Annotated in this window: 19 protein-coding genes, 1 tRNA gene and 1 pseudogene; 19 read left to right on the forward strand and 2 right to left on the reverse strand. The window is 42.2% G+C overall.

The annotated features are described in order from the left end of the window. Window positions 1-69 precede the first annotated feature (69 nt). The 5 genes from M1F65_RS09795 (at window position 70) to M1F65_RS09815 (ending at window position 4,180) form a co-directional block, all read left to right on the forward strand. Window positions 70-981, forward strand: a complete 912-nt coding sequence (locus M1F65_RS09795) for a DMT family transporter (protein ID WP_065371934.1) — start codon at window positions 70-72, stop codon at window positions 979-981. 85 nt (window positions 982-1,066) lie between these two features. Then, window positions 1,067-1,765, forward strand: a complete 699-nt coding sequence (gene dapD, locus M1F65_RS09800; RefSeq protein ID WP_000127447.1) for a 2,3,4,5-tetrahydropyridine-2,6-dicarboxylate N-acetyltransferase — start codon at window positions 1,067-1,069, stop codon at window positions 1,763-1,765. 69 nt (window positions 1,766-1,834) lie between these two features. Further along, window positions 1,835-2,965, forward strand: coding sequence for an N-acetyldiaminopimelate deacetylase (locus M1F65_RS09805; RefSeq protein ID WP_247925911.1), 1,131 nt, complete (start codon window positions 1,835-1,837; stop codon window positions 2,963-2,965). 11 nt (window positions 2,966-2,976) lie between these two features. Continuing rightward, complete coding sequence (locus M1F65_RS09810) at window positions 2,977-3,516, forward strand: 5-formyltetrahydrofolate cyclo-ligase (protein WP_070567182.1); 540 nt, start codon at window positions 2,977-2,979, stop codon at window positions 3,514-3,516. Then, entirely contained in the window at window positions 3,500-4,180 is a 681-nt protein-coding gene (locus M1F65_RS09815) for a rhomboid family intramembrane serine protease (protein ID WP_247925912.1), read from the forward strand. The genes M1F65_RS09810 and M1F65_RS09815 overlap by 17 nt, the downstream gene beginning before the upstream one ends. Before the next feature lie 121 nt (window positions 4,181-4,301). Here the strand turns inward: M1F65_RS09815 and galU are convergent, their stop codons facing one another. Further along, the gene (gene galU, locus M1F65_RS09820) at window positions 4,302-5,201 is read right to left on the reverse strand and encodes a UTP--glucose-1-phosphate uridylyltransferase GalU (RefSeq protein WP_217971036.1); all 900 of its coding nucleotides are present in this window, start codon (window positions 5,199-5,201) and stop codon (window positions 4,302-4,304) included. Window positions 5,202-5,222: 21 nt separating this feature from the next. Beyond that, window positions 5,223-6,239 carry an NAD(P)H-dependent glycerol-3-phosphate dehydrogenase gene (locus M1F65_RS09825; protein WP_049484839.1) on the reverse strand — a complete coding sequence of 339 codons (1,017 nt, stop codon included), beginning with the start codon at window positions 6,237-6,239 and terminating at the stop codon, window positions 5,223-5,225. Between the two features lie 206 nt (window positions 6,240-6,445). On the opposite strand from M1F65_RS09825, the gene M1F65_RS09830 reads away from it, so the two are divergent. The 14 genes and pseudogenes from M1F65_RS09830 to M1F65_RS09895 all read left to right on the forward strand — a co-directional run bounded on the left by M1F65_RS09830 (window position 6,446) and on the right by M1F65_RS09895 (window position 20,540). After that, entirely contained in the window at window positions 6,446-8,152 is a 1,707-nt protein-coding gene (locus M1F65_RS09830) for an ABC transporter ATP-binding protein (protein ID WP_070657016.1), read from the forward strand. A 1-nt stretch (window position 8,153) separates the two neighbouring features. After that, window positions 8,154-9,920, forward strand: a complete 1,767-nt coding sequence (locus M1F65_RS09835; protein WP_049484837.1) for an ABC transporter ATP-binding protein — start codon at window positions 8,154-8,156, stop codon at window positions 9,918-9,920. A gap of 139 nt (window positions 9,921-10,059) precedes the next feature. Then, window positions 10,060-10,749 carry a gamma-glutamyl-gamma-aminobutyrate hydrolase family protein gene (locus tag M1F65_RS09840; protein ID WP_049484836.1) on the forward strand — a complete coding sequence of 230 codons (690 nt, stop codon included), beginning with the start codon at window positions 10,060-10,062 and terminating at the stop codon, window positions 10,747-10,749. A gap of 171 nt (window positions 10,750-10,920) precedes the next feature. After that, window positions 10,921-12,270, forward strand: coding sequence for a glucose-6-phosphate isomerase (locus M1F65_RS09845; protein ID WP_000018239.1), 1,350 nt, complete (start codon window positions 10,921-10,923; stop codon window positions 12,268-12,270). 183 nt (window positions 12,271-12,453) lie between these two features. Then, on the forward strand, window positions 12,454-13,254 hold the full coding sequence (locus M1F65_RS09850) for an SDR family oxidoreductase (protein WP_038804195.1): 801 nt from the start codon (window positions 12,454-12,456) through the stop codon (window positions 13,252-13,254). A gap of 62 nt (window positions 13,255-13,316) precedes the next feature. Further along, complete coding sequence (locus tag M1F65_RS09855; RefSeq protein WP_002902101.1) at window positions 13,317-15,143, forward strand: BglG family transcription antiterminator; 1,827 nt, start codon at window positions 13,317-13,319, stop codon at window positions 15,141-15,143. Beyond that, window positions 15,143-15,640 carry a transcriptional regulator GutM gene (locus M1F65_RS09860; RefSeq protein ID WP_002902102.1) on the forward strand — a complete coding sequence of 166 codons (498 nt, stop codon included), beginning with the start codon at window positions 15,143-15,145 and terminating at the stop codon, window positions 15,638-15,640. Before M1F65_RS09855 ends, M1F65_RS09860 begins: the two co-directional genes overlap by 1 nt. After that, window positions 15,637-16,182, forward strand: coding sequence for a PTS glucitol/sorbitol transporter subunit IIC (gene srlA / locus M1F65_RS09865; protein WP_049484835.1), 546 nt, complete (start codon window positions 15,637-15,639; stop codon window positions 16,180-16,182). The genes M1F65_RS09860 and srlA overlap by 4 nt, the downstream gene beginning before the upstream one ends. Before the next feature lie 13 nt (window positions 16,183-16,195). Further along, entirely contained in the window at window positions 16,196-17,176 is a 981-nt protein-coding gene (gene srlE / locus M1F65_RS09870) for a PTS glucitol/sorbitol transporter subunit IIB (protein WP_009660130.1), read from the forward strand. Window positions 17,177-17,274: 98 nt separating this feature from the next. Then, window positions 17,275-17,646 (forward strand): PTS glucitol/sorbitol transporter subunit IIA, encoded by a 372-nt coding sequence (locus M1F65_RS09875; RefSeq protein ID WP_049484834.1) that lies wholly within the window; start codon window positions 17,275-17,277, stop codon window positions 17,644-17,646. Between the two features lie 196 nt (window positions 17,647-17,842). After that, window positions 17,843-18,319 (forward strand): annotated as a pseudogene (gene pgi, locus M1F65_RS09880) (glucose-6-phosphate isomerase); the annotation flags it as partial. A 127-nt stretch (window positions 18,320-18,446) separates the two neighbouring features. Further along, on the forward strand, window positions 18,447-19,907 hold the full coding sequence (gltX, locus tag M1F65_RS09885; RefSeq protein WP_247925913.1) for a glutamate--tRNA ligase: 1,461 nt from the start codon (window positions 18,447-18,449) through the stop codon (window positions 19,905-19,907). An 11-nt stretch (window positions 19,908-19,918) separates the two neighbouring features. Further along, a complete protein-coding gene (locus M1F65_RS09890; RefSeq protein ID WP_042901973.1) occupies window positions 19,919-20,353 on the forward strand; it encodes a cytidine deaminase family protein in 435 nt (144 codons plus the stop codon). Window positions 20,354-20,468: 115 nt separating this feature from the next. Then, window positions 20,469-20,540 (forward strand) — tRNA-Glu (locus M1F65_RS09895). Window positions 20,541-20,544 lie beyond the last annotated feature (4 nt).

Consider the following 20,544-nt stretch of genomic DNA (forward strand, 5'->3'; position numbering starts at 1 on the left):
AGTGGCAAGGTTAGTAATTTCTCCTTGTTGCTACTTTTTTCTTTGTTGGTTTCGTGTTACAATAATAATATGAATCATTATCAGAAAAAGATTGTTAAGGGGACAGTATACTCGCTACTCTCAGGCCTAATCTGGGGGATTTGTGGGATTTTAGGAGAGTATTTTTTCACTCATTATCCAGTGTCTTCTGGATGGATTACTTCTATGCGTTTATTAGTGGCAGGGAGTTTGGTTTTAGGTTTATCTGCTTTTCAGTTGCGTAGCCGCTTGTTGGACATCTGGCGTGATAAGAAAAATTATCTACCTTTTTTAGCCTATGCTATTCTAGGTATTTTTTCTGTGCAATTTTTCTTTTATCTCTGCGTTGAGTATTCCAATGCGACGACGGCGACCATTTTGCAATTTATCAGCCCTGTTTTTATCCTGTTTTACAATCGAATCATTTACCAGAAGAAGGCTTCAATTACAGCTGTGTTCTATGTTTTGATTGCCATGCTAGGTGTTTTTTTGATGGCTACAAAAGGGGATTTGTCCCAGTTATCCATGACACCTTTGGCTCTAGTAACAGGTTTGCTCAGTGCAGTAGGGGTCATGTTTAATGTTATCCTTCCTCAGCGTTTTGCACGGTGCTACGGATTTGTTCCGACTGTTGGTTGGGGGATGATTCTGGCAGGGCTCTTTAGTAATTTCCTTTACCCTATTTATCAGATAAGTTTTCAAGTGGATCTGGTAAGTGTGCTGATTTGTCTGACGATTGCCGTGTTTGGAACTGCTTTTGCTTTCTTTCTATCTATGAAGGCTGTGTCACTCGTTTCCCCGCTGGTTGTATCGGTGGTGAGTGCCAGCGAACCGCTCTCTTCAGCGCTATTGAGCGTCCTCTTTCTCGGTCTTGTCCTAGATGGATCTCTAGTTTTGGCCATGATTTTGATCATCGTCCCTATGGTCTTCTTGTCTATCGAAGAAGCCAAAGAAGGGAAGTAAAGACGACTATTTTGATAGTTGAGGCTTCAAATTTGAAGTCTTTTTTGGTAGAATAGGTATCATTATAATGAACCAGGAGGCGCCTATGACTGCCACAAAAATGAACGCTCAAGAAATTATCCAATTTATCGCCAATGCGGAAAAGAAAACCAGTGTCAAAGTAACTTTTGAGGGAGAACTTGCAACGGCTGTACCAAGCTCTGTTGTCAAACTAGGAAATGTTTTATTCGGAGACTGGAAGGATGTTGCTCCGCTTCTTGAAGGTTTAGTAGAAAATCAAGATTATGTTGTCGAGCAAGATGCTCGTAATTCTGCAGTTCCTTTGCTAGACAAACGTGCTATCAATGCTCGTATCGAGCCAGGTGCGATTATCCGTGACCAGGTGGAAATTGGTGACAATGCTGTTATCATGATGGGAGCTGTTATCAATATCGGTGCTGAAATCGGTGCTGGAACCATGATTGACATGGGTGCTATCCTTGGTGGCCGTGCTATCGTTGGGAAAAACAGTCACGTTGGTGCAGGTGCAGTTTTGGCAGGTGTGATTGAGCCAGCTAGTGCTGAACCAGTCCGTGTTGGAGACAATGTTCTTATCGGTGCCAATGCAGTGGTTATCGAAGGAGTTCAAATCGGTAGTGGTTCAGTTGTCGCAGCAGGAGCTATCGTTACCCAAGATGTCCCAGAAAACGTGGTAGTGGCAGGTGTTCCAGCTCGTATCATTAAAGAGATCGATGCCCAAACCCAACAAAAAACAGCGCTTGAGGATGCACTTCGTACCTTGTAATTGCAAAAGTAAAAAAGAGGCGGAACCCTTTTTCCAGCCTCTTTCTTCTATCAAAAGGAGGATCTATAGATGTTAGATTTGATTCAGACTAGACGAGATTTACACCAGATTCCAGAGATTGGCTTGGAGGAGTTTAAGACTCAGGCCTATTTGCTGGATGTGATTGAAAAATTGACTACGGGCAAGGATTTTGTTCAAATTCGTACTTGGCGGACAGGTATTCTGGTTTATTTGCAGGGAAGTCAGCCGGAACGAACCATTGGTTGGCGAACAGACATTGATGGCCTGCCTATCGTCGAACAAACAGGTCTACCTTTTTCTTCTCAACACCAAGGTCGCATGCATGCCTGTGGCCATGATTTTCATATGACCATTGCCTTAGGCTGTCTCGAGCGCGCCCTGGAGGAACAACCCAAGAATAATTTGCTCTTCCTATTTCAGCCTGCTGAAGAAAATGAAGCTGGTGGGATGCTCATGTATGAGGATGGTGCTTTTGGAGATTGGTTGCCAGACCAGTTTTATGGCCTCCATGTTCGTCCGGATCTGAAGGTTGGACAGATTGCGACCAATACACATACTCTCTTTGCAGGGACTTGTGAGGTGAAGGTTCGTTTCAAAGGAAAAGGAGGACACGCAGCTTTTCCGCATGAAGCCAATGACGCCTTGGTGGCGGCTAGTTACTTTGTGACCCAAGTACAGTCAGTTGTTAGCCGCAATGTCAATCCAATCGAGGGAGCGGTGGTGACCTTTGGCCTTTTCCAAGCTGGAACAACCAACAATGTCATTACAGACACAGCATTTTTACATGGAACTATTCGCGCCTTGACTCAGGACATGAGCCTCTTGGTACAAAAAAGAGTCAAGACAGTCGCAGAAGGGGTTGCAGCAGCCTTTGATATGGAAGTCGAAGTAGAACTCAAGCAAGGAGGCTACCTACCTGTTGAGAACAATCCAGCCTTGGCGCGTGAACTGATGGACTTTTTTGAAGAGAAAGACGGAATCGAGTTGATTGATATTGAGCCAGCTATGACTGGTGAGGACTTTGGTTATCTCCTTTCGAAGGTAGATGGCGTTATGTTCTGGCTAGGTATCGATAGTCCCTACGCCCTTCATCACCCTCAGATGAGTCCTAAGGAAGAAGCCTTAGCCATTGGGGTAGATGCGGTCTCTAGTTTCTTGAAAAAGAAGGCAGCAGAGTAGAGGAATTGTCTATGAAAGCTGAACTACGCAAGAAAATTTTGCAAGAAATGAAGGCTTTATCTCAGGAGCAAAAACAGGCTATGGATCGAGCTTTAACTGAGCATTTCTTACAACACCCTTTTTACCAAAAAGCCAAGACCATCGCAACCTATCTCTCCTTTCCGCATGAATTTCAAACGCAAGAACTGATTGAGCAGGCGCTGAAGGACGACAAAAAGGTTCTGATACCCAAAACCTATCCCAAGGGGCGCATGGACTTTGTGGTCTACGATCCGCAGCAGTTGGTAAAAACTTCCTTTGGTTTACTGGAACCGCAAGGAGACTTGGAAGTGGTGGAACCGTCTCAGATTGATTTGATTCATGTTCCAGGGCTAGCTTTTACGACAGAAGGCTATCGAATCGGATATGGTGGAGGATACTACGACCGCTATCTAGAACATTTTACTGGTCATACTTTGAGTACGGTTTATCCTTGTCAAATTCAGGAGTTTAACTTGGAAGACCATGATATTCCCGTCCAGGAGGTGCTAATCTATGAAGGAAATCTTTGATAAATGTTATCCTGTGACTAGTTTCTTCCTCCTAGTAACCGCATTGGTCTTTCTCTTGATGTTGGTTCTTACAGGTTTAAATTTTGAACGAGCAGATATCTTGCTTCAGTTTGGAGCCATGTATGGACCGATCATTCGCCTGTTCCCTGAGCAGATTTGGCGCCTTTTTTCGGCTATATTTGTGCATATCGGATGGGAGCATTTCATTGTCAATATGATTTCGCTCTACTTTCTTGGACGACAGGTGGAGGAGATTTTCGGTTCTAAGCAGTTCTTCTTTCTCTATCTATTATCTGGAATGATGGGCAATCTCTTTGTTTTTGCTTTCACACCGAAAGTTGTCGCTGCTGGGGCATCCACTTCCCTATACGGGCTATTTGCTGCGATTATCGTCTTGCGTTACGCAACTCGCAACCCCTATATCCAGCAGTTGGGGCAATCCTATCTGACACTTTTCGTGATAAATATCATTGGAAGTGTTCTAATTCCAGGAATCAGCCTAGCTGGGCATATTGGTGGGGCAGTAGGCGGTGCCTTTCTAGCAGTCATCTTCCCAGTCAAATGGGAGAGAAGGATGTACAGTACTAGCCAGCGAATCGGAGCAACTGTACTTTTTATCGCACTAGCTATTTTCCTATGCTATAAGGGAATGAGCTATGTGTAGGGATGGAATAGTTAAAAGCGAGCACCGATTCGATTGCTAATAAGTCATCTGCAAAGATGGCTTTTTTATTGCAAGCTTCAACAAAAAAACAAAGCCCTTATTTAAGAGCTTTGTTTTTCTTCTATTCCCCCTCAGCTAACTCTTTTCCGAGTTGGATGAGGTAGTCTTTCAAGTCGTCTTTGACTTGTGGGTGTTTGAGAGCGTAGTCGATGGAAGTTTTCATAAAGCCAAACTTGTCTCCGACATCGTAACGAGCCCCTTTGAACTCACGAGCAAATACACGTTGTGTTTTATTGAGGGTATCGATTGCATCTGTCAGCTGAATTTCATTTCCTGCACCTGGAGCTTGGTTTTCAAGGATTTGGAAAATTTCAGGTGTGAGGAGGTAGCGTCCGATGATAGCAAGGTCGCTAGGAGCATCCTCTGGCGCAGGTTTTTCAACGAAGGTTTCAACGCTGTAAAGACCGTCTTTCCCTTCTCCTTGCGGAGCAATAACCCCATAAGCAGATACTTCGTCATGAGGGACTAGCATAACAGCGATAGTGGACGCGTGTGTACGCTCGTAGTCATCCATGAGTTGTTTGGTAAGTGGAACAGCCTTTTCGTTGGTGATATCCATCAAGTCATCACCAAGCATAACGACAAAAGGTTCATTTCCAACGAAAGCTTTGGCTTGCAAGACAGCATCTCCGAGACCACGTGGATGTGTTTGACGGATAAAATGCAGGCGCATGCCAGTTGTTTCATCAACTAGCTTCAGAAGATCTGTTTTCCCTTTTTCTTTGAGGTTGTATTCCAATTCGAAGTTTGAATCGAAGTGGTCCTCGATAGAACGTTTTGACTTACCTGTAACAACCAAGATATCTTCGATACCAGATTTGAGAGCTTCTTCAACGATAAACTGGATAGTGGGCTTGTCTACGATTGGCAACATTTCCTTGGCCAAGGCCTTAGTTGCTGGGAGGAAGCGAGTTCCCAATCCAGCGGCTGGGATGACTGCTTTTCTGACTTTTTGTTTCATGATGTTCCTTTCTATAAAGGTCTATGACCATTCGTTTTCTGCTTTAAATTCATTGCTCATGATGTCAGTGATTGCTTCTTTGATATTGACACCTTCGTAGATAACTCGGTAAATAGCCTGTGTGATTGGCATGTAGACATCCAATTCCTGAGCCAGCTCGTAAGCTGCTCGAGTTGTTGAAATGCCTTCGATGACCATACCCATGTTTGCTTCGATGTCTGCGAGGGATTCTCCACGACCGAGAGCATCACCGGCCCTCCAGTTACGAGAGTGGACAGATGTCCCCGTTACAATCAAATCTCCAACTCCAGAAAGGCCGCTATAAGTCAGAGGATTAGCTCCAAGAGCGACCCCTAGACGGGTGATTTCAGCTAAGCCACGGGCAATGATAGCCGCCTTGGCATTGTCGCCAAACCCTAGACCATGTAGTGCCCCAGCACCAACTGCAATGATGTTTTTGAGAGCACCAGCGGTTTCAACTCCGATAACATCCGTATTAGTATAGAGACGGAAGTAGTGATTGCTAAAGAGATTTTGGACGTACTGAGCAGTTTCAAGATCTTTAGAGGCTGCAGTGATCAAGGTAATATCCCGTACAATCGTTTCCTCAGCATGGCTAGGTCCTGAAACAACAACGACTTCACTACGGAGGTCAGCTGGAATTTCCTCTTCAAGAATGGTTGAGAGGCGTTTGTGGCTATCTGGTTCCAAGCCTTTGGAGGCATGCATGATGACAACCTTGTGATCGAGCACCTTTGCTACTTGTTGGGCAACCAGTCTTGTTACTTTTGTTGGGACCACAAATAAAACAGCATCCACATCCTTTAGTGTTTCTTCTAAATCATGATAGGCTTTGATTTTTTCGTCGAGTAGGATATCTTTGAAATAGCGTTTGTTTGTATGCTGGTTATTAATTTCATCGATTTGTTCAGGGACATTTCCCCAAATGCGAACTTCGTGTCCATTGTCGTTTAGGACCTGCGAAAGGGCAGTTCCCCAAGAACCAGGACCCAAGACAGCGATGGTTTGTTTCTTCATCTTTTCCTCCTTGTAAGAGTTCTTCCTTTCATTTTACCATAAAAAGCCTTTTCATGCATCTGCTGTGGGTGAAAGCGTATTATTTTATAATAAGTAGACTTTTTTGACAAGAGTTCTCTTTTTTGCTAGAATAACATCAATATGAACGAATGAGAAGGAGCTGACGCAGGATGTCGCTCCCTTTATCTATTTTATTAGGAGGAATTATGCTCATTAAAAAAATAAAAACCTATAAATGGCAGGCCTTGGCATCTCTGATGATGACAGGCTTGATGGTTGCGAGCTCGCTCTTGCAACCGCGCTATTTGCAAGAGGTGTTAGAGGCATTGTTGGCTGGTCAACATGAGGCTATTTATAGTATTGGTGCATGGCTGATAGGAGTAGCCCTAGTCGGTCTGGTGGCAGGAGGGGTCAATGTGACACTTGCAGCCTATATTGCCCAAGGAGTGTCTTCGGACCTTCGTGAAGACGCTTTTCGCAAGATCCAGACTTTTTCTTATGCTAATATCGAGCAATTCAATGCGGGTAACCTTGTCGTCCGTATGACCAATGATATCAACCAAATTCAGAACGTGGTGATGATGGCTTTTCAAATTCTTTTCCGTCTCCCTCTTCTCTTTATCGGTTCCTTTATTTTGGCGGTTCACACTCTTCCATCACTTTGGTGGGTGATTGTTCTCATGGTGCTCTTGATCTTTGCACTAACTGCTATCATGATGGGGATGATGGGGCCACGATTTGCTAAGTTTCAAACCCTTCTTGAACGGATTAATGCTATCGCCAAAGAAAATTTACGTGGTGTGCGCGTGGTCAAATCCTTTGTACAAGAAAAAGCACAATTTGACAAATTTACCGATGTTTCTGATGAACTTCTCGGCCAAAATCTTTATATCGGTTATGCCTTCTCAGTTATAGAACCCGTTATGATGCTAGTCGGCTATGGAGCGGTCTTCCTCTCTATCTGGTTGGTGGCTGGAATGGCTCAGTCAGATCCGTCTGTAGTGGGCTCGATTGCTTCCTTTATCAACTATCTCAGCCAGATTATCTTTACCATCATCATGGTTGGATTTTTAGGGAATTCTGTCAGTCGTGCCATGATTTCCTTGCGTCGTATCCGCGAAATTCTAGATACCGAGCCAGCGATGACCTTTAAAGATCTCCCAGATGAAGAGTTAGAAGGAAGTCTCTCTTTTGAAAATGTAACCTTCACCTATCCCAATGATGATGAGCCTATGCTGAAGAATGTAACCTTTGAAATTGCGCCTGGTCAGATGGTCGGTGTGGTTGGGGCGACTGGAGCAGGGAAGTCCACTCTAGCTCAGTTAATTCCACGACTTTTTGATCCACAGGAGGGATCTATCAAGATTGGTGGCAAGGATATTCGAGACGTCAGCGAGGGAACCTTGCGTAAAACAGTTTCCATCGTCTTGCAACGTGCTATTCTCTTTAGCGGGACCATTGCAGATAATCTTCGTCAAGGGAAAGGCAATGCCAGCGTGTCAGAAATGGAACGTGCAGCACGGATTGCCCAAGCCAGCGAATTTATCGGACGCATGGAAAACAAATTTGAGAGTCAGGTCGAAGAACGAGGCACCAATTTTTCTGGTGGACAAAAACAACGGATGTCCATTGCCCGTGGGATTGTCAGCAATCCCCGTATCCTGATTTTTGACGATTCGACTTCGGCCTTGGATGCCAAGTCAGAGAGACTCGTGCAGGAAGCTTTAAACAAAGACCTGAAAGGGACAACAACCATTATCATCGCTCAAAAGATCAGTTCAGTCGTCCATGCGGACAAGATTTTGGTCTTGGACCAAGGACGCTTGATTGGAGAAGGAAGGCATGCAGACTTGGTAGCTAACAATGCCGTCTACCGCGAAATCTACGAAACACAAAAGGGAAAGGAGGAATAAAATGAAAACTGTTCGATTTTTCTGGAATTATTTTAAAGTTTACAAGTTCTCCTTTGTCATTGTGGTTCTGATGGTTGCAGTTGCGACGATTGCCCAAGCCCTCTTTCCAGTTTTTTCAGGTCAAGCAGTGACGGAACTCGCTAACCTAGTTCTGGCTTATCAAAATGGAACTTCCGAACTAGCCTGGCAGAGTTTATCAGCTCTGATGCTGAATCTAGCTCTGGTTGTCCTCGCCTTAGTGGTATCCAGTTTGATTTACATGACCTTGATGACCCGTGTGATTGCTGAGTCAACAAATGAGATGCGTAAGGGCCTCTTTGGCAAACTTTCTCGTTTAACGGTTTCTTTCTTTGACCGCCATCAGGATGGTGACATCCTCTCTCGCTTTACGAGTGACTTGGATAACATCCTTCAAGCCTTCAATGAAAGCCTAGTTCAGGTCATGAGCAATATTGCTCTTTACATCGGTTTGATTTTTGTCATGTTTTCAAGAAATGTGACGCTAGCCCTGATAACAGTAGCCAGTACTCCAGTGGCCTTTCTCATGTTGGTCTTCATCGTGAAAATGGCCCGCAAGTACACTAATCTCCAGCAAAAAGAGGTTGGGAAACTAAACGCCTACATGGACGAGAGTATTTCTGGACAGAAAGCTGTTATCGTACAAGGAATTCAAGATGATATCGTAGCAGGCTTTGTGGAGCAAAATGAGCGCGTGCGCAAGGCAACTTTTAAAGGGAGAATGTTCTCAGGTATCCTCTTTCCAGTTATGAATGGGATGAGCTTGGTCAATACGGCCATCGTCATTTTTGCTGGTTCTGCGGTCCTGCTGAACGATCCAAGTATCGAAACAACAACAGCCCTAGGTTTGATTGTCATGTTTACCCAATTTTCTCAGCAGTACTACCAGCCGATTATCCAGGTGGCTGCGAGTTGGGGGAGCCTCCAGTTGGCCTTTACTGGGGCGGATCGTATCCAAGAAATGTTCGATGCAGAAGAAGAGATTCGTCCGCAAAATGCCCCTGCCTTTACGGAATTGCGAGAAGGCGTTGAAATCAGTCACATTGATTTCTCTTATGTGCCAGACAAGCCGATTTTAAAAGATGTTAGCATTTCAGCTCCTAAGGGGCAGATGATAGCAGTTGTCGGTCCGACTGGCTCAGGGAAAACGACCATCATGAACCTCATCAATCGTTTCTACGATGTGGATGCAGGCAGCATTTGCTTTGATGGCAAAGACATTCGTGACTACGACTTGGACAGCCTGCGGAGTAAGGTCGGTATTGTCTTGCAGGATTCGGTCTTGTTTAGTGGAACGATCCGGGACAATATCCGCTTTGGTGTGCCAGATGCCAGTCAGGAAATGGTCGAAGCAGCTGCCAAGGCAACTCATATTCATGACTACATTGAAAGCTTGCCTGACAAGTATGATACCCTTATTGATGATGAGCAAAACATCTTCTCAACTGGTCAGAAACAATTGATTTCCATCGCCCGGACCTTGATGACAGATCCCCAAGTCCTAATCTTAGATGAAGCGACTTCCAATGTGGATACCGTAACAGAAAGCAAGATTCAACATGCCATGGAGGCAGTTGTAGCAGGTCGAACCAGTTTTGTCATTGCCCATCGTCTCAAGACCATCCTCAATGCCGATCAGATTATTGTCCTCAAAGATGGGGAGGTCATTGAACGTGGAAATCATCACGAGTTGCTCAAGCTTGGTGGCTTCTACTCAGAACTGTATCACAATCAATTTGTCTTCGAATAAAAAAGAAGTTGTCCTCGTTGGGCAGCTTTTTCTTATCCATAAAAAATACTTATCACGGTCTTTAAAAAAACATATTAGACAGGAAAGGGTTGGAGTGATAAGATAAGACTGTCGCAAGAAAATCGAAAGGAGACACATCATGGCTAGAACGGTTGTAGGAGTTGCTGCGAATCTATGTCCTGTAGATGCAGAAGGGAAAAACATCCACTCATCTGTATCCTGTAAATTTGCAGAGAGCATTCGTCAGGTCGGCGGTCTCCCTTTAGTGATTCCTGTTGGTGATGAGTCCGTTGTTCGCGATTATGTGGAAATGATTGACAAACTGATCTTGACAGGTGGGCAAAATGTCCATCCTCAGTTTTATGGAGAGAAAAAAACCATCGAGAGCGATGATTACAACCTTGCTCGTGATGAATTTGAATTGGCACTCTTAAGAGAAGCACTCCATCAGAATAAGCCAATTATGGCAATCTGTCGTGGGGTTCAGCTGGTCAATGTTGCTTTTGGCGGCACCCTCCACCAAGAAATTGAGGGTCACTGGCAAGGCTTGCCTTTTGGAACATCTCATTCTATTGAGACAGTGGAAGGAAGCGTGGTGGCTAAGTTGTTTGGCAAAGAAAGTCAGGTCAACTCAGTCCATCGTCAAAGTATTAAAGATCTGGCGCCTAATTTCCGTGTGACAGCGGTGGATCCTCGAGACCAGACCATCGAAGCGATTGAGTCTATCGACGAGCATCGTATCATTGGTTTGCAGTGGCATCCAGAATTTTTGGTCAATAAAGAGGATGGCAACTTAGAATTATTTGAGTATTTATTGAATGAATTGTAACGACTGGAAACCTAGTCGTTTTTTTGTCTTATTTCGTTCAAATTTTAATATTGTAACATTTTTTACGCAAATGTTTAAATTATGATAAAATTTGGAAAAATTCAGTATAAAAACTTGAAAAAATCTAAGGTAAGGGTTATGATAGAAGAGAAGAAATTTTGGAGGAATATTATGTCACATATTAAATTTGATTATTCAAAAGTATTAGATAAATTTGTTGCACCACATGAACTAGATTATATGCAGCCTCAAGTGACTGCAGCAGATTCTGCTCTGAGAAATGGTACAGGTCCTGGGGCAGAAATGACTGGCTGGTTGAACTTACCTGAAGAATATGACAAAGATGAATTTGCTCGTATTCAAAAGGCTGCTGCTAAAATCCAATCTGATAGTGAGGTATTGATCGTAATCGGTATTGGTGGTTCCTATTTAGGAGCTCGTGCAGCTATTGATTTCTTGAATAATTCATTTGTAAACTTGCAAAGAAAGGAAGAACGCAAGGCACCTCAGATCCTCTATGCTGGAAACTCTATCTCTTCAAGCTATTTGGCTGATTTGGTAGACTATGTATCAGACAAAGATTTCTCAGTAAACGTGATTTCTAAATCAGGTACAACAACTGAACCGGCTATTGCTTTCCGTGTCTTCAAAGAACTCTTGGTTAAGAAGTACGGTCAAGAAGAAGCTAACCAACGTATCTACGCAACTACAGACCGCGCTAAAGGTGCAGTTAAGGTTGAAGCAGATGCTAATGGCTGGGATACTTTTGTAGTGCCTGATAGTGTAGGTGGTCGTTTTACAGTATTGACAGCAGTGGGGCTCTTGCCAATCGCAGCTGCAGGAGCTGATATCAGCAAGTTAATGGAAGGAGCAAATGCTGCTCGCAAGGCTTATGCTTCTGATAAGTTGGCTGAAAATGAAGCATATCAATATGCAGTTGTACGCAATATCTTGTACCGTAAAGGTTATCTGACAGAAGTTCTAGCTAACTATGAACCATCTCTGCAATACTTCTCTGAGTGGTGGAAGCAACTGGCTGGTGAGTCAGAAGGGAAAGACCAAAAAGGGATTTATCCAACTTCAGCTAACTTCTCAACAGACTTGCACTCTCTGGGACAATTTATCCAGGAAGGTACCCGTATCCTCTTTGAAACAGTTATCCGTGTAGATAAACCTCGCAAAAATGTGCTGATTCCTGAATTGGCAGAAGACTTGGACGGTCTTGGCTACTTGCAAGGAAAAGATGTTGACTTTGTCAATAAAAAAGCTACAGATGGAGTGCTGTTAGCACACACTGATGGTGGAGTTCCAAATATGTTTGTGACACTGCCTGAGCAAGATGAGTTCACTTTGGGCTACACTATTTACTTCTTTGAGTTGGCTATTGCTCTTTCTGGCTACCTGAATGGTATCAATCCATTTGACCAGCCTGGAGTTGAAGCTTATAAGAAAAACATGTTTGCTCTTCTTGGGAAACCAGGCTTTGAAGAGCTGGGTGCTGAGTTGAATGCACGCCTTTGATTCTCATATGCTTTGAGTTCATTTAGAATATAAAAAGATCCACAAGTTCATTTCTTGTGGATTTTTAGTACAAGCCTCTTAATTAGTTTATTATTTTTTTTAAAAGTGTAAAAAAGAGTGTCTTAATTCTTTTATGAAAGCGCTGTATAATTGCCTTGTAAATAAAATTTGAGAGGTATCAAAATGAATGATTGGTTAAACATAAAAGGCAAAACAGTTCTTGTGACTGGCGCGTCATCTGGGATCGGTAAGGCAATCGTTGAAGAATTGCTGGAATTAGGAGTCAATGTAGCGAATTTTGATCTTAGCGACAACGATTTGCGTCACCCGAATCTATTATTTGTAAAAGTTGATGTAACTTCTCGCTCTGAAGTAGAAGAGGGTGTTGCCAAAATAGTTGAAAGATTTGGCAATATTGATGCGGTAGTCAATAATGCAGGGATTAATGTTCCCAGATTATTAATTGATGCAGAAAATCCTAAAGGTCCTTACGAGTTAGACGATGAAACGTTTGAAAAAGTAACAATGATTAATCAAAAAGGTTTGTATTTGGTTAGTCAGGCAGTAGGACGTATTTTAGTGAAAAATGGAAAAGGTGTAATTGTGAACATGGCTTCAGAAGCAGGCTTGGAAGGTTCTGAAGGACAAAGTGCCTATGCTGCAACAAAAGCAGCAGTCTATAGTTACACTCGTTCATGGGCGAAAGAGCTGGGTAAGCATGGTGTACGTGTGGTTGGAATTGCTCCAGGAATTATGGAAGCTACGGGTCTTCGAACTCTTTCTTACGAGGAAGCTCTTGCTTATACCCGTGGAAAGACGGTAGAAGATATTCGAGCTGGTTATGCTTCAACTTCAACGACTCCATTGGGACGGAGTGGGAAACTACGGGAAGTAGCTGATCTTGTAGCGTTCTATATTTCAGACCGTTCTAGCTATATAACAGGTGTCACTACAAATATTGCCGGAGGTAAAACTCGCGGTTAAAACAATGAAGGTAGGGAAGAGAGTTGACCTTAGTAAATCGGTGGTATAATATTTTAGATAAAATGGTCTCGCAGCCAACTTATTCCTTGGTAGATATGCGCTCAGAACTGGATATTAGCTTGCAAACCTTGCAAAAGAGTATCCAACAATTAAATGATGTTTTGGCTCCTAATATCCAGATTATCGCACAAGATGATCAGTTAATGTTAGAAGTGTATGACTATACAGAGTTGGAAAGGATTTTATCTGGTAGTTTAAAACAGGAGAGTGACTTCAATTCTTCCAGTAAAAGAATTGCCTATTTGCTAAAACGTTTAATTGAGTCAACCTCCCCTCTTCTTATTGACGACTTGGCTGAGGAAGTAGGTGTTAGTAGAAGTACCCTTAATAAGGATTTAAAACAAGTAAAATCTTTGGCAGAGAGTTACTCTATCACTATTTCAGGAAAGCCCAACCGTGGGCTGGAGGTCTTGGGGAGCGAGCTGAATTTGCGCTTGCTCTATATTCACCAAGTGGCTCCTTACTTTGAAGGAAGGACACTCACTGAGGCAACATCTTCTTTTCTGGAGACGCTAGTCCAGGACTATAAAATCCCTAAAGAAACACAGGAACTCCTTCGAAAGACCATTTCAATTATGGTGGAGCGTATTCATACATCTAGAGTGTTGAATTGTCCTATTCCTTACTATAGGAATGATTTAACAGAGACACCTTTAGCTGAGAAATTAATCTATCATATTGAAATGACTTATAAGATTTCCCTCAGTCAGTTTGAGATAGACTTTTTGTGTTTTCCGTTTAATGTCCGTTTTATTGACACTTTAAGCAAGACATCTTATCAATCTGAACAGCTTGCAAAGATTTTTCAAGGGATTGTCAAGAAAGTCAAAGAAACAATGTTGGTTCACTTTGATGATGAAGAATTATTTGAAGAAATCAAATCTCATCTAGGCCCCTTAATCAATCGACTGATTTTCCATGTGCAAGCTAATGATATATTTCATGGCGAGGTTCAAACTCAATATCCTTTTGCTTTTGAAATGGCAAAAATAGCTGGAGAAGAACTATCTGCAATTTTTGGTTCTGAATTGGAATTATCTGAAATCGGATATCTGGCTTTGTATTTTGAAATGATTTTAAGAAAGCAAAATTCTGCTGTAAAGGGTTCTCGCAAGCAGATAGCTGTAGTTTGCACAACAGGAAGAGGAACTGCTACGATGATTATTCAGCAACTCAGACGAGTCCTTGGAAATGATGTAGACATTACTCAGTATTCTGAAGAGGATTTTAATGTGGATTTGAATCAGGACTATTTCGCGATTTTTACGACAGTTCCTCTAAAATATAAAGATTCTAAATCTCCAGTCATTCAAGTTAATCATCTTTTTGATGATCAATGGCTGCAGGAAGAATGGCAGAGGGCCAATGCTTTTCATCAAAAAAATCTAGAAACAGTCAGCTTACGTTTTCTTCGGTTGAGCCCCCAAAAAACCTATCAGCAATACTTGCTAAATATGGTTGCAGAGTTAGAGAAACTTCAGATGATTGATGAAGGTTTTAGAAATCGGATAATTGATAGGGAGAAAAAGCAATCAACCATTTTTGGTGGAGGAATTGCCTTCCCCCATACAATTAACCAGGGTTATGCAAAGACTATTTTAATGTTCGGAAAACTAGAAGAGCCTTATCAAAAAGGAGATGAATGGATTGAATTTATCTTTCTAGTCGCCATACCCTCAGAAATTGAAAGAAAAATGGAAAGTGAATTGCTGGAATTGTATGACGATATTTTTCGAATTGCAGGAGAGCCTTCTCTAAAAGAAGCATTGAGGGCTGTAGAAACAGAGACAGAGTTTCTATCATTTTCTAAGAGCAAAGGAGTATTTTAATGAATTCGCTAATAATTTTCGCTGTGTTTGTCATGGCAGCTTATATATTTCAAATGTTCCTCGGCTGGCAGCAACTCAAAGACTTCAATAAGACCTATACGATGCTCCGAAAACTGGGGCGCGTAGCGATTGGCAGGAAGTCCGGAAGAATAAAATCCGGTACGATTGTCATGTTCGCGGTTGATGAAAACGGTCGGGTTCTTAAAGCTAGCAAAATGCAAGGAGTAACAATCTTAGCGCGTTTTCAAAATATGGATGATTATGTCGGAGAAGACATCCATTATTTTGACAAGTATAATCCTCTTGTGAGAAAAGAAAATAAGTTGATGCAATCAGTCATAGAAGATGCTAGAAAAGTCTATCTTTGGCATGAGGCAGGTATTGAGAAAGAGACAAGTTCTTCTGATTCTTTTCTGGGATTCGGCTTTTATACGAATTACTTACAATTATCTATTAAACAGTTATTTAAAAAAAATAAGAAAAGGAGTTCCTTATGAATCACATTACAGAATTTGCAGAGAGTTTTATGAAACTCTTCCAATTAGGTGGAGAAACCTTTATTAGCTGGATGACAAATATTGTACCTCTTGTCTTGATGCTATTGATTGCAATGAATACCCTTATCGCTTTCTTGGGAGAAGAGAAGGTCAATTCCTTGGCTAAGATTTCTGCCAAAAATCCTGTTAGCCGGTATATGATTTTACCTTTCATTTCAGCTTTTATGCTGGGAAATCCGATGGCAATCAGTATGGGACGTTTCTTACCAGAATATTATAAACCTAGTTTTGTAGCAGCTCAGATGCAGTTTTGCCATACTTCAAATGGTGTATTTCCACATATCAATCCTGGGGAATTATTTGTATGGATGGGAATTGCGACAGGAATTCAAACTTTAGGTTTAAGTCAAATGGACTTAGCCATTCGTTACATGCTTGTTGGGCTTGTCATGAACTTTGTAGGTGGTTGGGTAACCGATTTTACAACTGCTTATGTAGCAAAACAGCAAGGTGTTACCTTGAGTAAAACATTTGATTTATAGAAAGAGTGAAATTATGTCATATAAGAGTATAAAAGTTGTTAAAGGAAATGGCGGTTTCGGAGGACCTTTGGTCATTACACCTAGTGAAGCTAAGCATAAATTCATCTATATTACTGGCGGCGGAGAAAAGCCAGATATTGTAGATAAAATTGCTGATTTGACCGGTATGGAAGCTGTTAATGGGTTTAAAACTTCTATCCCAGATGAGGAAATTGCTTTAGCAATCGTGGATTGTGGCGGTACTCTTCGCTGTGGTATTTATCCTAAAAAGGGAATCCCTACAATAAATATTGTTGCTACAGGGAAAAGTGGGCCTCTAGCTCAATATATAACCGAGGAAATCTATGTGTCAGCAGTTGGCCTTAATCAAATTTCTGCTGCTAATGAAGACGAAAAAGCGACAACTGTGGTAACTGAAAAGCCAACTTACGATACTAGTAAAAAAATTACAGAGCAAAAAGCTGAAACAAGTATTGTAGCACGAATTGGGATGGGCGCTGGGAAGGTCGTTGCGACTTTCAACCAGGCAGCTCGTGAAGCCATCCAAACAATGCTCAACACAATCATTCCTTTCATGGCCTTTGTTTCCTTGCTGATTGGGGTTATTCAAGGTTCAGGTGTTGGAAATTGGCTGGCAAAATTAATGGTTCCCCTAGCGGGGAACATCTGGGGACTCATTTTGATTGGCTTTATCTGTTCCTTGCCATTCCTATCTCCTTTGTTAGGCCCCGGAGCTGTTATCAGTCAGATTATCGGAACCTTAATTGGAGTCGAAATCGGAAAAGGGAATATTCCGCCCCAAATGGCTCTGCCAGCTATATTTGCTATCAACACTCAAAACGGTTGTGATTTCATTCCTGTAGCACTCGGTCTATCTGAAGCCAAGTCTGAAACAGTTGAGGTTGGTGTCCCTTCTGTGCTTTATTCACGCTTTCTCAATGGTGTTCCGCGGGTGCTAGTAGCTTGGATAGCTAGTATTGGTCTTTATCAATAGACCTTTGATAGATGCACGTAAACAAAGCAACTATTATGTTAAACTTATCTATAAGCATAAGTTTAAGACAAATTAGAGAAAGGATAAATAGGAATTAGATGAAGAAAATTTTTGAAGCTAAAGTAATTCAAGTGGGACCTGAAGCTCAGAATATGATTCAAGATGCCAATATGCTCATTTTATTTGGAGAAGAAGCGCCGGAAGATTTAGCAGAGTATTGTTTTAAGATTGATAACAAAAATCTGCTAGGTTCAATACTAGAAGGCGGCAAGCTGGTGGTAGATAATCAGGAATATTCAATTAGTTCTGTGGGAAATGTAGTAGAAAAAAATTTAACTGGACTGGGCCATATCACGATTTCTTTTGATGGTTCAAAAGAGGGGAGTCTTCCTGGTACACTCCATGTCGCAGCAGACCAAGCAGTAGTAATTGATAAAGATTCTACCATTCAGATTTTTGAAACTGCTTAACCATAATAAAATTTCAAATCAAGCAATTTAGAAAAATAAAAGTCTAAAAAATTGATTCAGAGCCTGGACAAAAAGTCCAGGCTTCTGGGTCTAAATTAGAAAAAATAGATGACGCAGTGGTTGATTGGCAAGTCAATCAAACTAGCCAGTCAGTGCAAGGGAATTTCCAGCAAATGCATCCACAAGGGGTGCTTGAACAGAAGGGAAAGACCAAAAAGGTATCTACCCAACTTCAGCAAACTTCTCAACTGACTTGCACTCATTGGGTCAATTTATCCAAGAAGGAACTCGTATCATGTTTGAAACAGTTGTCCGTGTTGACAAACCACGTAAGAACGTGATTATCCCTACTTTGGAAGAAGACCTTGATGGACTTGGTTACCTTCAAGGAAAAGACGTTGACTTTGTAAACAAAAAAGCAACTGACGGTGTTCTTCTTGCCCACACTGACGGTGATGTGCCAAACATGTACGTGACTCTTCCAGAGCAAGACGCTTTCACTCTTGGTTACACTATCTACTTCTTCGAATTGGCAATTGCCCTTTCAGGTTACTTGAATGCCATCAACCCATTTGACCAACCAGGTGTTGAAGCCTACAAACGCAACATGTTTGCCCTTCTTGGAAAACCAGGGTTTGAAGAATTGAGCAAAGAGCTTAACGCACGTCTATAATAGAAGAAAAGAGTGGCTTGCCCACTCTTTTTACTCTCTTTATTCGTAGACATTGGACTCAGGCGAGACTTGTGATATAATATAGAAAGCAAAAAGGCAGACGCCTAGAGACTTTATAGGAGAAACTATGTCAAAAGATATCCGCGTACGCTACGCACCAAGTCCAACAGGACTACTACACATCGGAAATGCCCGTACAGCATTGTTTAACTACCTTTACGCACGCCATCATGGTGGAACTTTTATCATTCGTATCGAAGATACTGACCGTAAACGCCATGTTGAGGATGGAGAACGTTCACAGCTTGAAAATCTTCGCTGGTTGGGTATGGATTGGGATGAGAGCCCAGAAACTCATGCAAACTACCGCCAGTCTGAGCGTTTGGAACTCTATCAAAAATACATCGACCAATTGCTAGCTGAAGGAAAAGCCTACAAATCTTACGTCACAGAAGAAGAGTTGGCGGCTGAGCGCGAACGTCAAGAAGCAGCAGGTGAAACACCACGTTACATCAATGAATATCTTGGCATAAGCGAAGAAAAAAAAGTAGCTTACATCGCAGAACGTGAAGCAGCTGGTATCATCCCAACTGTCCGTTTGGCTGTTAATGAGTCTGGTATCTACAAATGGCATGACATGGTCAAAGGTGATATCGAGTTTGAAGGTGGCAACATCGGTGGTGACTGGGTTATCCAAAAGAAAGATGGCTACCCAACTTACAACTTTGCTGTTGTTATTGATGACCACGATATGCAGATTTCTCACGTTATCCGCGGTGATGACCACATTGCCAACACCCCAAAACAGCTCATGGTCTATGAAGCGCTTGGTTGGGAAGCGCCAGAGTTCGGTCACATGACTTTGATCATCAACTCTGAAACGGGTAAAAAATTGTCTAAACGGGACACTAACACCCTTCAGTTTATCGAAGACTACCGTAAAAAAGGCTATCTTCCAGAAGCAGTCTTTAACTTTATTGCCCTTCTTGGTTGGAACCCAGGTGGTGAAGATGAAATTTTCTCACGTGAGGAATTGATTAAACTCTTTGACGAAAACCGCCTCAGCAAGTCTCCAGCAGCCTTCGACCAGAAGAAACTAGACTGGATGAGCAACGACTACATCAAGAGAGCTGATCTAGCTACTATCTTTGAAATGGCTAAACCTTACTTAGAAGAAGCAGGGCGTTTGACTGACAAGTCTGAAAAAATGGTGGAACTCTACAAACCACAAATGAAGTCAGTGGACGAAATCGTCCCACTGACAGATCTTTTCTTTGCAGATTTCCCAGAGCTGACAGATGCTGAGCGCGAGGTCATGGCAGGAGAAACCGTTCCTGTTGTTCTAGAAGCCTTCAAAGCGAAACTAGAAGCAATGACAGATGAAGAATTTGTGACAGAAAACATCTTCCCACAAATCAAAGCAGTTCAAAAAGAAACGGGTATTAAAGGGAAAAACCTCTTCATGCCGATTCGTATTGCCGTTTCAGGTGAAATGCATGGACCAGAATTACCAGACACCATTTTCTTACTCGGACGTGAAAAGTCAATCCAGCATATTGAAAACATGCTGAAAGAGATTTCTAAATAAAAGGACTTCCGATGGATACATGGGAAAAGATGTATAAAGAAGCACGAGCCTTATACAATCCTCATGAAGTTTCTGACTTTGTTTATGCTAACCATGTTGTTGCTGCAGTAGAAGCAGAAGATGGTCAGATCTTCACAGGATTTTGTATGGAGGGCACTTGTGGCGTTTTTCATCTCTGTGCAGAACGAGCGGCTCTCTTCAATATGTATCAATTTTCAGGACAGACCAAAGTTAAGAAAATCCTCGCCTTTCGAGATAAACCTCCCTACGGCGAAGAATCAGGTATGCCCTGTGGCGCTTGCAGAGAATTTCTCTTAGAATTGAATGCTGAAAATAAAGAAGCAGAGTTCATGATGAACTACGAAACAAGAAAAACAATTAAGGTTGCCGAATTGATCCCTTACTGGTGGGGAGAGGAACGTGCGACTAATTGGCAAGTTAAATAGAAGGAGTCAGTTTAACTGGCTCTTTCCCTTATCTTTTCAGAATTTCGGTAAAGAGGGAAAAAAGTCCTTGACAAAGGTAAAAAAGTAGGTATAATAGAAAGAGTTGAAAAGCTCAGGTCCGTTGGTCAAGGGGTTAAGACACCGCCTTTTCACGGCGGTAACACGGGTTCGAATCCCGTACGGACTATGGT

It is taken from the genome of Streptococcus oralis, from assembly GCF_023109195.1.
GTDB classification, from domain to species: domain Bacteria; phylum Bacillota; class Bacilli; order Lactobacillales; family Streptococcaceae; genus Streptococcus; species Streptococcus oralis_BV.

What these genes read in the sequence shown, in the direction of transcription:
- galU (WP_217971036.1), bottom strand. Translation starts at nt 5,201, where the DNA reads ATGAAACAAAAAGTCAGAAAAGCAGTCATCCCAGCCGCTGGATTGGGA.
- srlE (WP_009660130.1), top strand. Translation starts at nt 16,196, where the DNA reads ATGTCATATAAGAGTATAAAAGTTGTTAAAGGAAATGGCGGTTTCGGA.
- M1F65_RS09815 (WP_247925912.1), top strand. Translation starts at nt 3,500, where the DNA reads ATGAAGGAAATCTTTGATAAATGTTATCCTGTGACTAGTTTCTTCCTC.
- M1F65_RS09860 (WP_002902102.1), top strand. Translation starts at nt 15,143, where the DNA reads ATGAATTCGCTAATAATTTTCGCTGTGTTTGTCATGGCAGCTTATATA.
- M1F65_RS09835 (WP_049484837.1), top strand. Translation starts at nt 8,154, where the DNA reads ATGAAAACTGTTCGATTTTTCTGGAATTATTTTAAAGTTTACAAGTTC.
- M1F65_RS09875 (WP_049484834.1), top strand. Translation starts at nt 17,275, where the DNA reads ATGAAGAAAATTTTTGAAGCTAAAGTAATTCAAGTGGGACCTGAAGCT.
- M1F65_RS09845 (WP_000018239.1), top strand. Translation starts at nt 10,921, where the DNA reads ATGTCACATATTAAATTTGATTATTCAAAAGTATTAGATAAATTTGTT.
- M1F65_RS09850 (WP_038804195.1), top strand. Translation starts at nt 12,454, where the DNA reads ATGAATGATTGGTTAAACATAAAAGGCAAAACAGTTCTTGTGACTGGC.
- M1F65_RS09855 (WP_002902101.1), top strand. Translation starts at nt 13,317, where the DNA reads ATGGTCTCGCAGCCAACTTATTCCTTGGTAGATATGCGCTCAGAACTG.
- M1F65_RS09795 (WP_065371934.1), top strand. Translation starts at nt 70, where the DNA reads ATGAATCATTATCAGAAAAAGATTGTTAAGGGGACAGTATACTCGCTA.
- dapD (WP_000127447.1), top strand. Translation starts at nt 1,067, where the DNA reads ATGACTGCCACAAAAATGAACGCTCAAGAAATTATCCAATTTATCGCC.
- M1F65_RS09805 (WP_247925911.1), top strand. Translation starts at nt 1,835, where the DNA reads ATGTTAGATTTGATTCAGACTAGACGAGATTTACACCAGATTCCAGAG.
- M1F65_RS09810 (WP_070567182.1), top strand. Translation starts at nt 2,977, where the DNA reads ATGAAAGCTGAACTACGCAAGAAAATTTTGCAAGAAATGAAGGCTTTA.
- M1F65_RS09890 (WP_042901973.1), top strand. Translation starts at nt 19,919, where the DNA reads ATGGATACATGGGAAAAGATGTATAAAGAAGCACGAGCCTTATACAAT.
- srlA (WP_049484835.1), top strand. Translation starts at nt 15,637, where the DNA reads ATGAATCACATTACAGAATTTGCAGAGAGTTTTATGAAACTCTTCCAA.
- M1F65_RS09840 (WP_049484836.1), top strand. Translation starts at nt 10,060, where the DNA reads ATGGCTAGAACGGTTGTAGGAGTTGCTGCGAATCTATGTCCTGTAGAT.
- M1F65_RS09825 (WP_049484839.1), bottom strand. Translation starts at nt 6,239, where the DNA reads ATGAAGAAACAAACCATCGCTGTCTTGGGTCCTGGTTCTTGGGGAACT.
- M1F65_RS09830 (WP_070657016.1), top strand. Translation starts at nt 6,446, where the DNA reads ATGCTCATTAAAAAAATAAAAACCTATAAATGGCAGGCCTTGGCATCT.
- gltX (WP_247925913.1), top strand. Translation starts at nt 18,447, where the DNA reads ATGTCAAAAGATATCCGCGTACGCTACGCACCAAGTCCAACAGGACTA.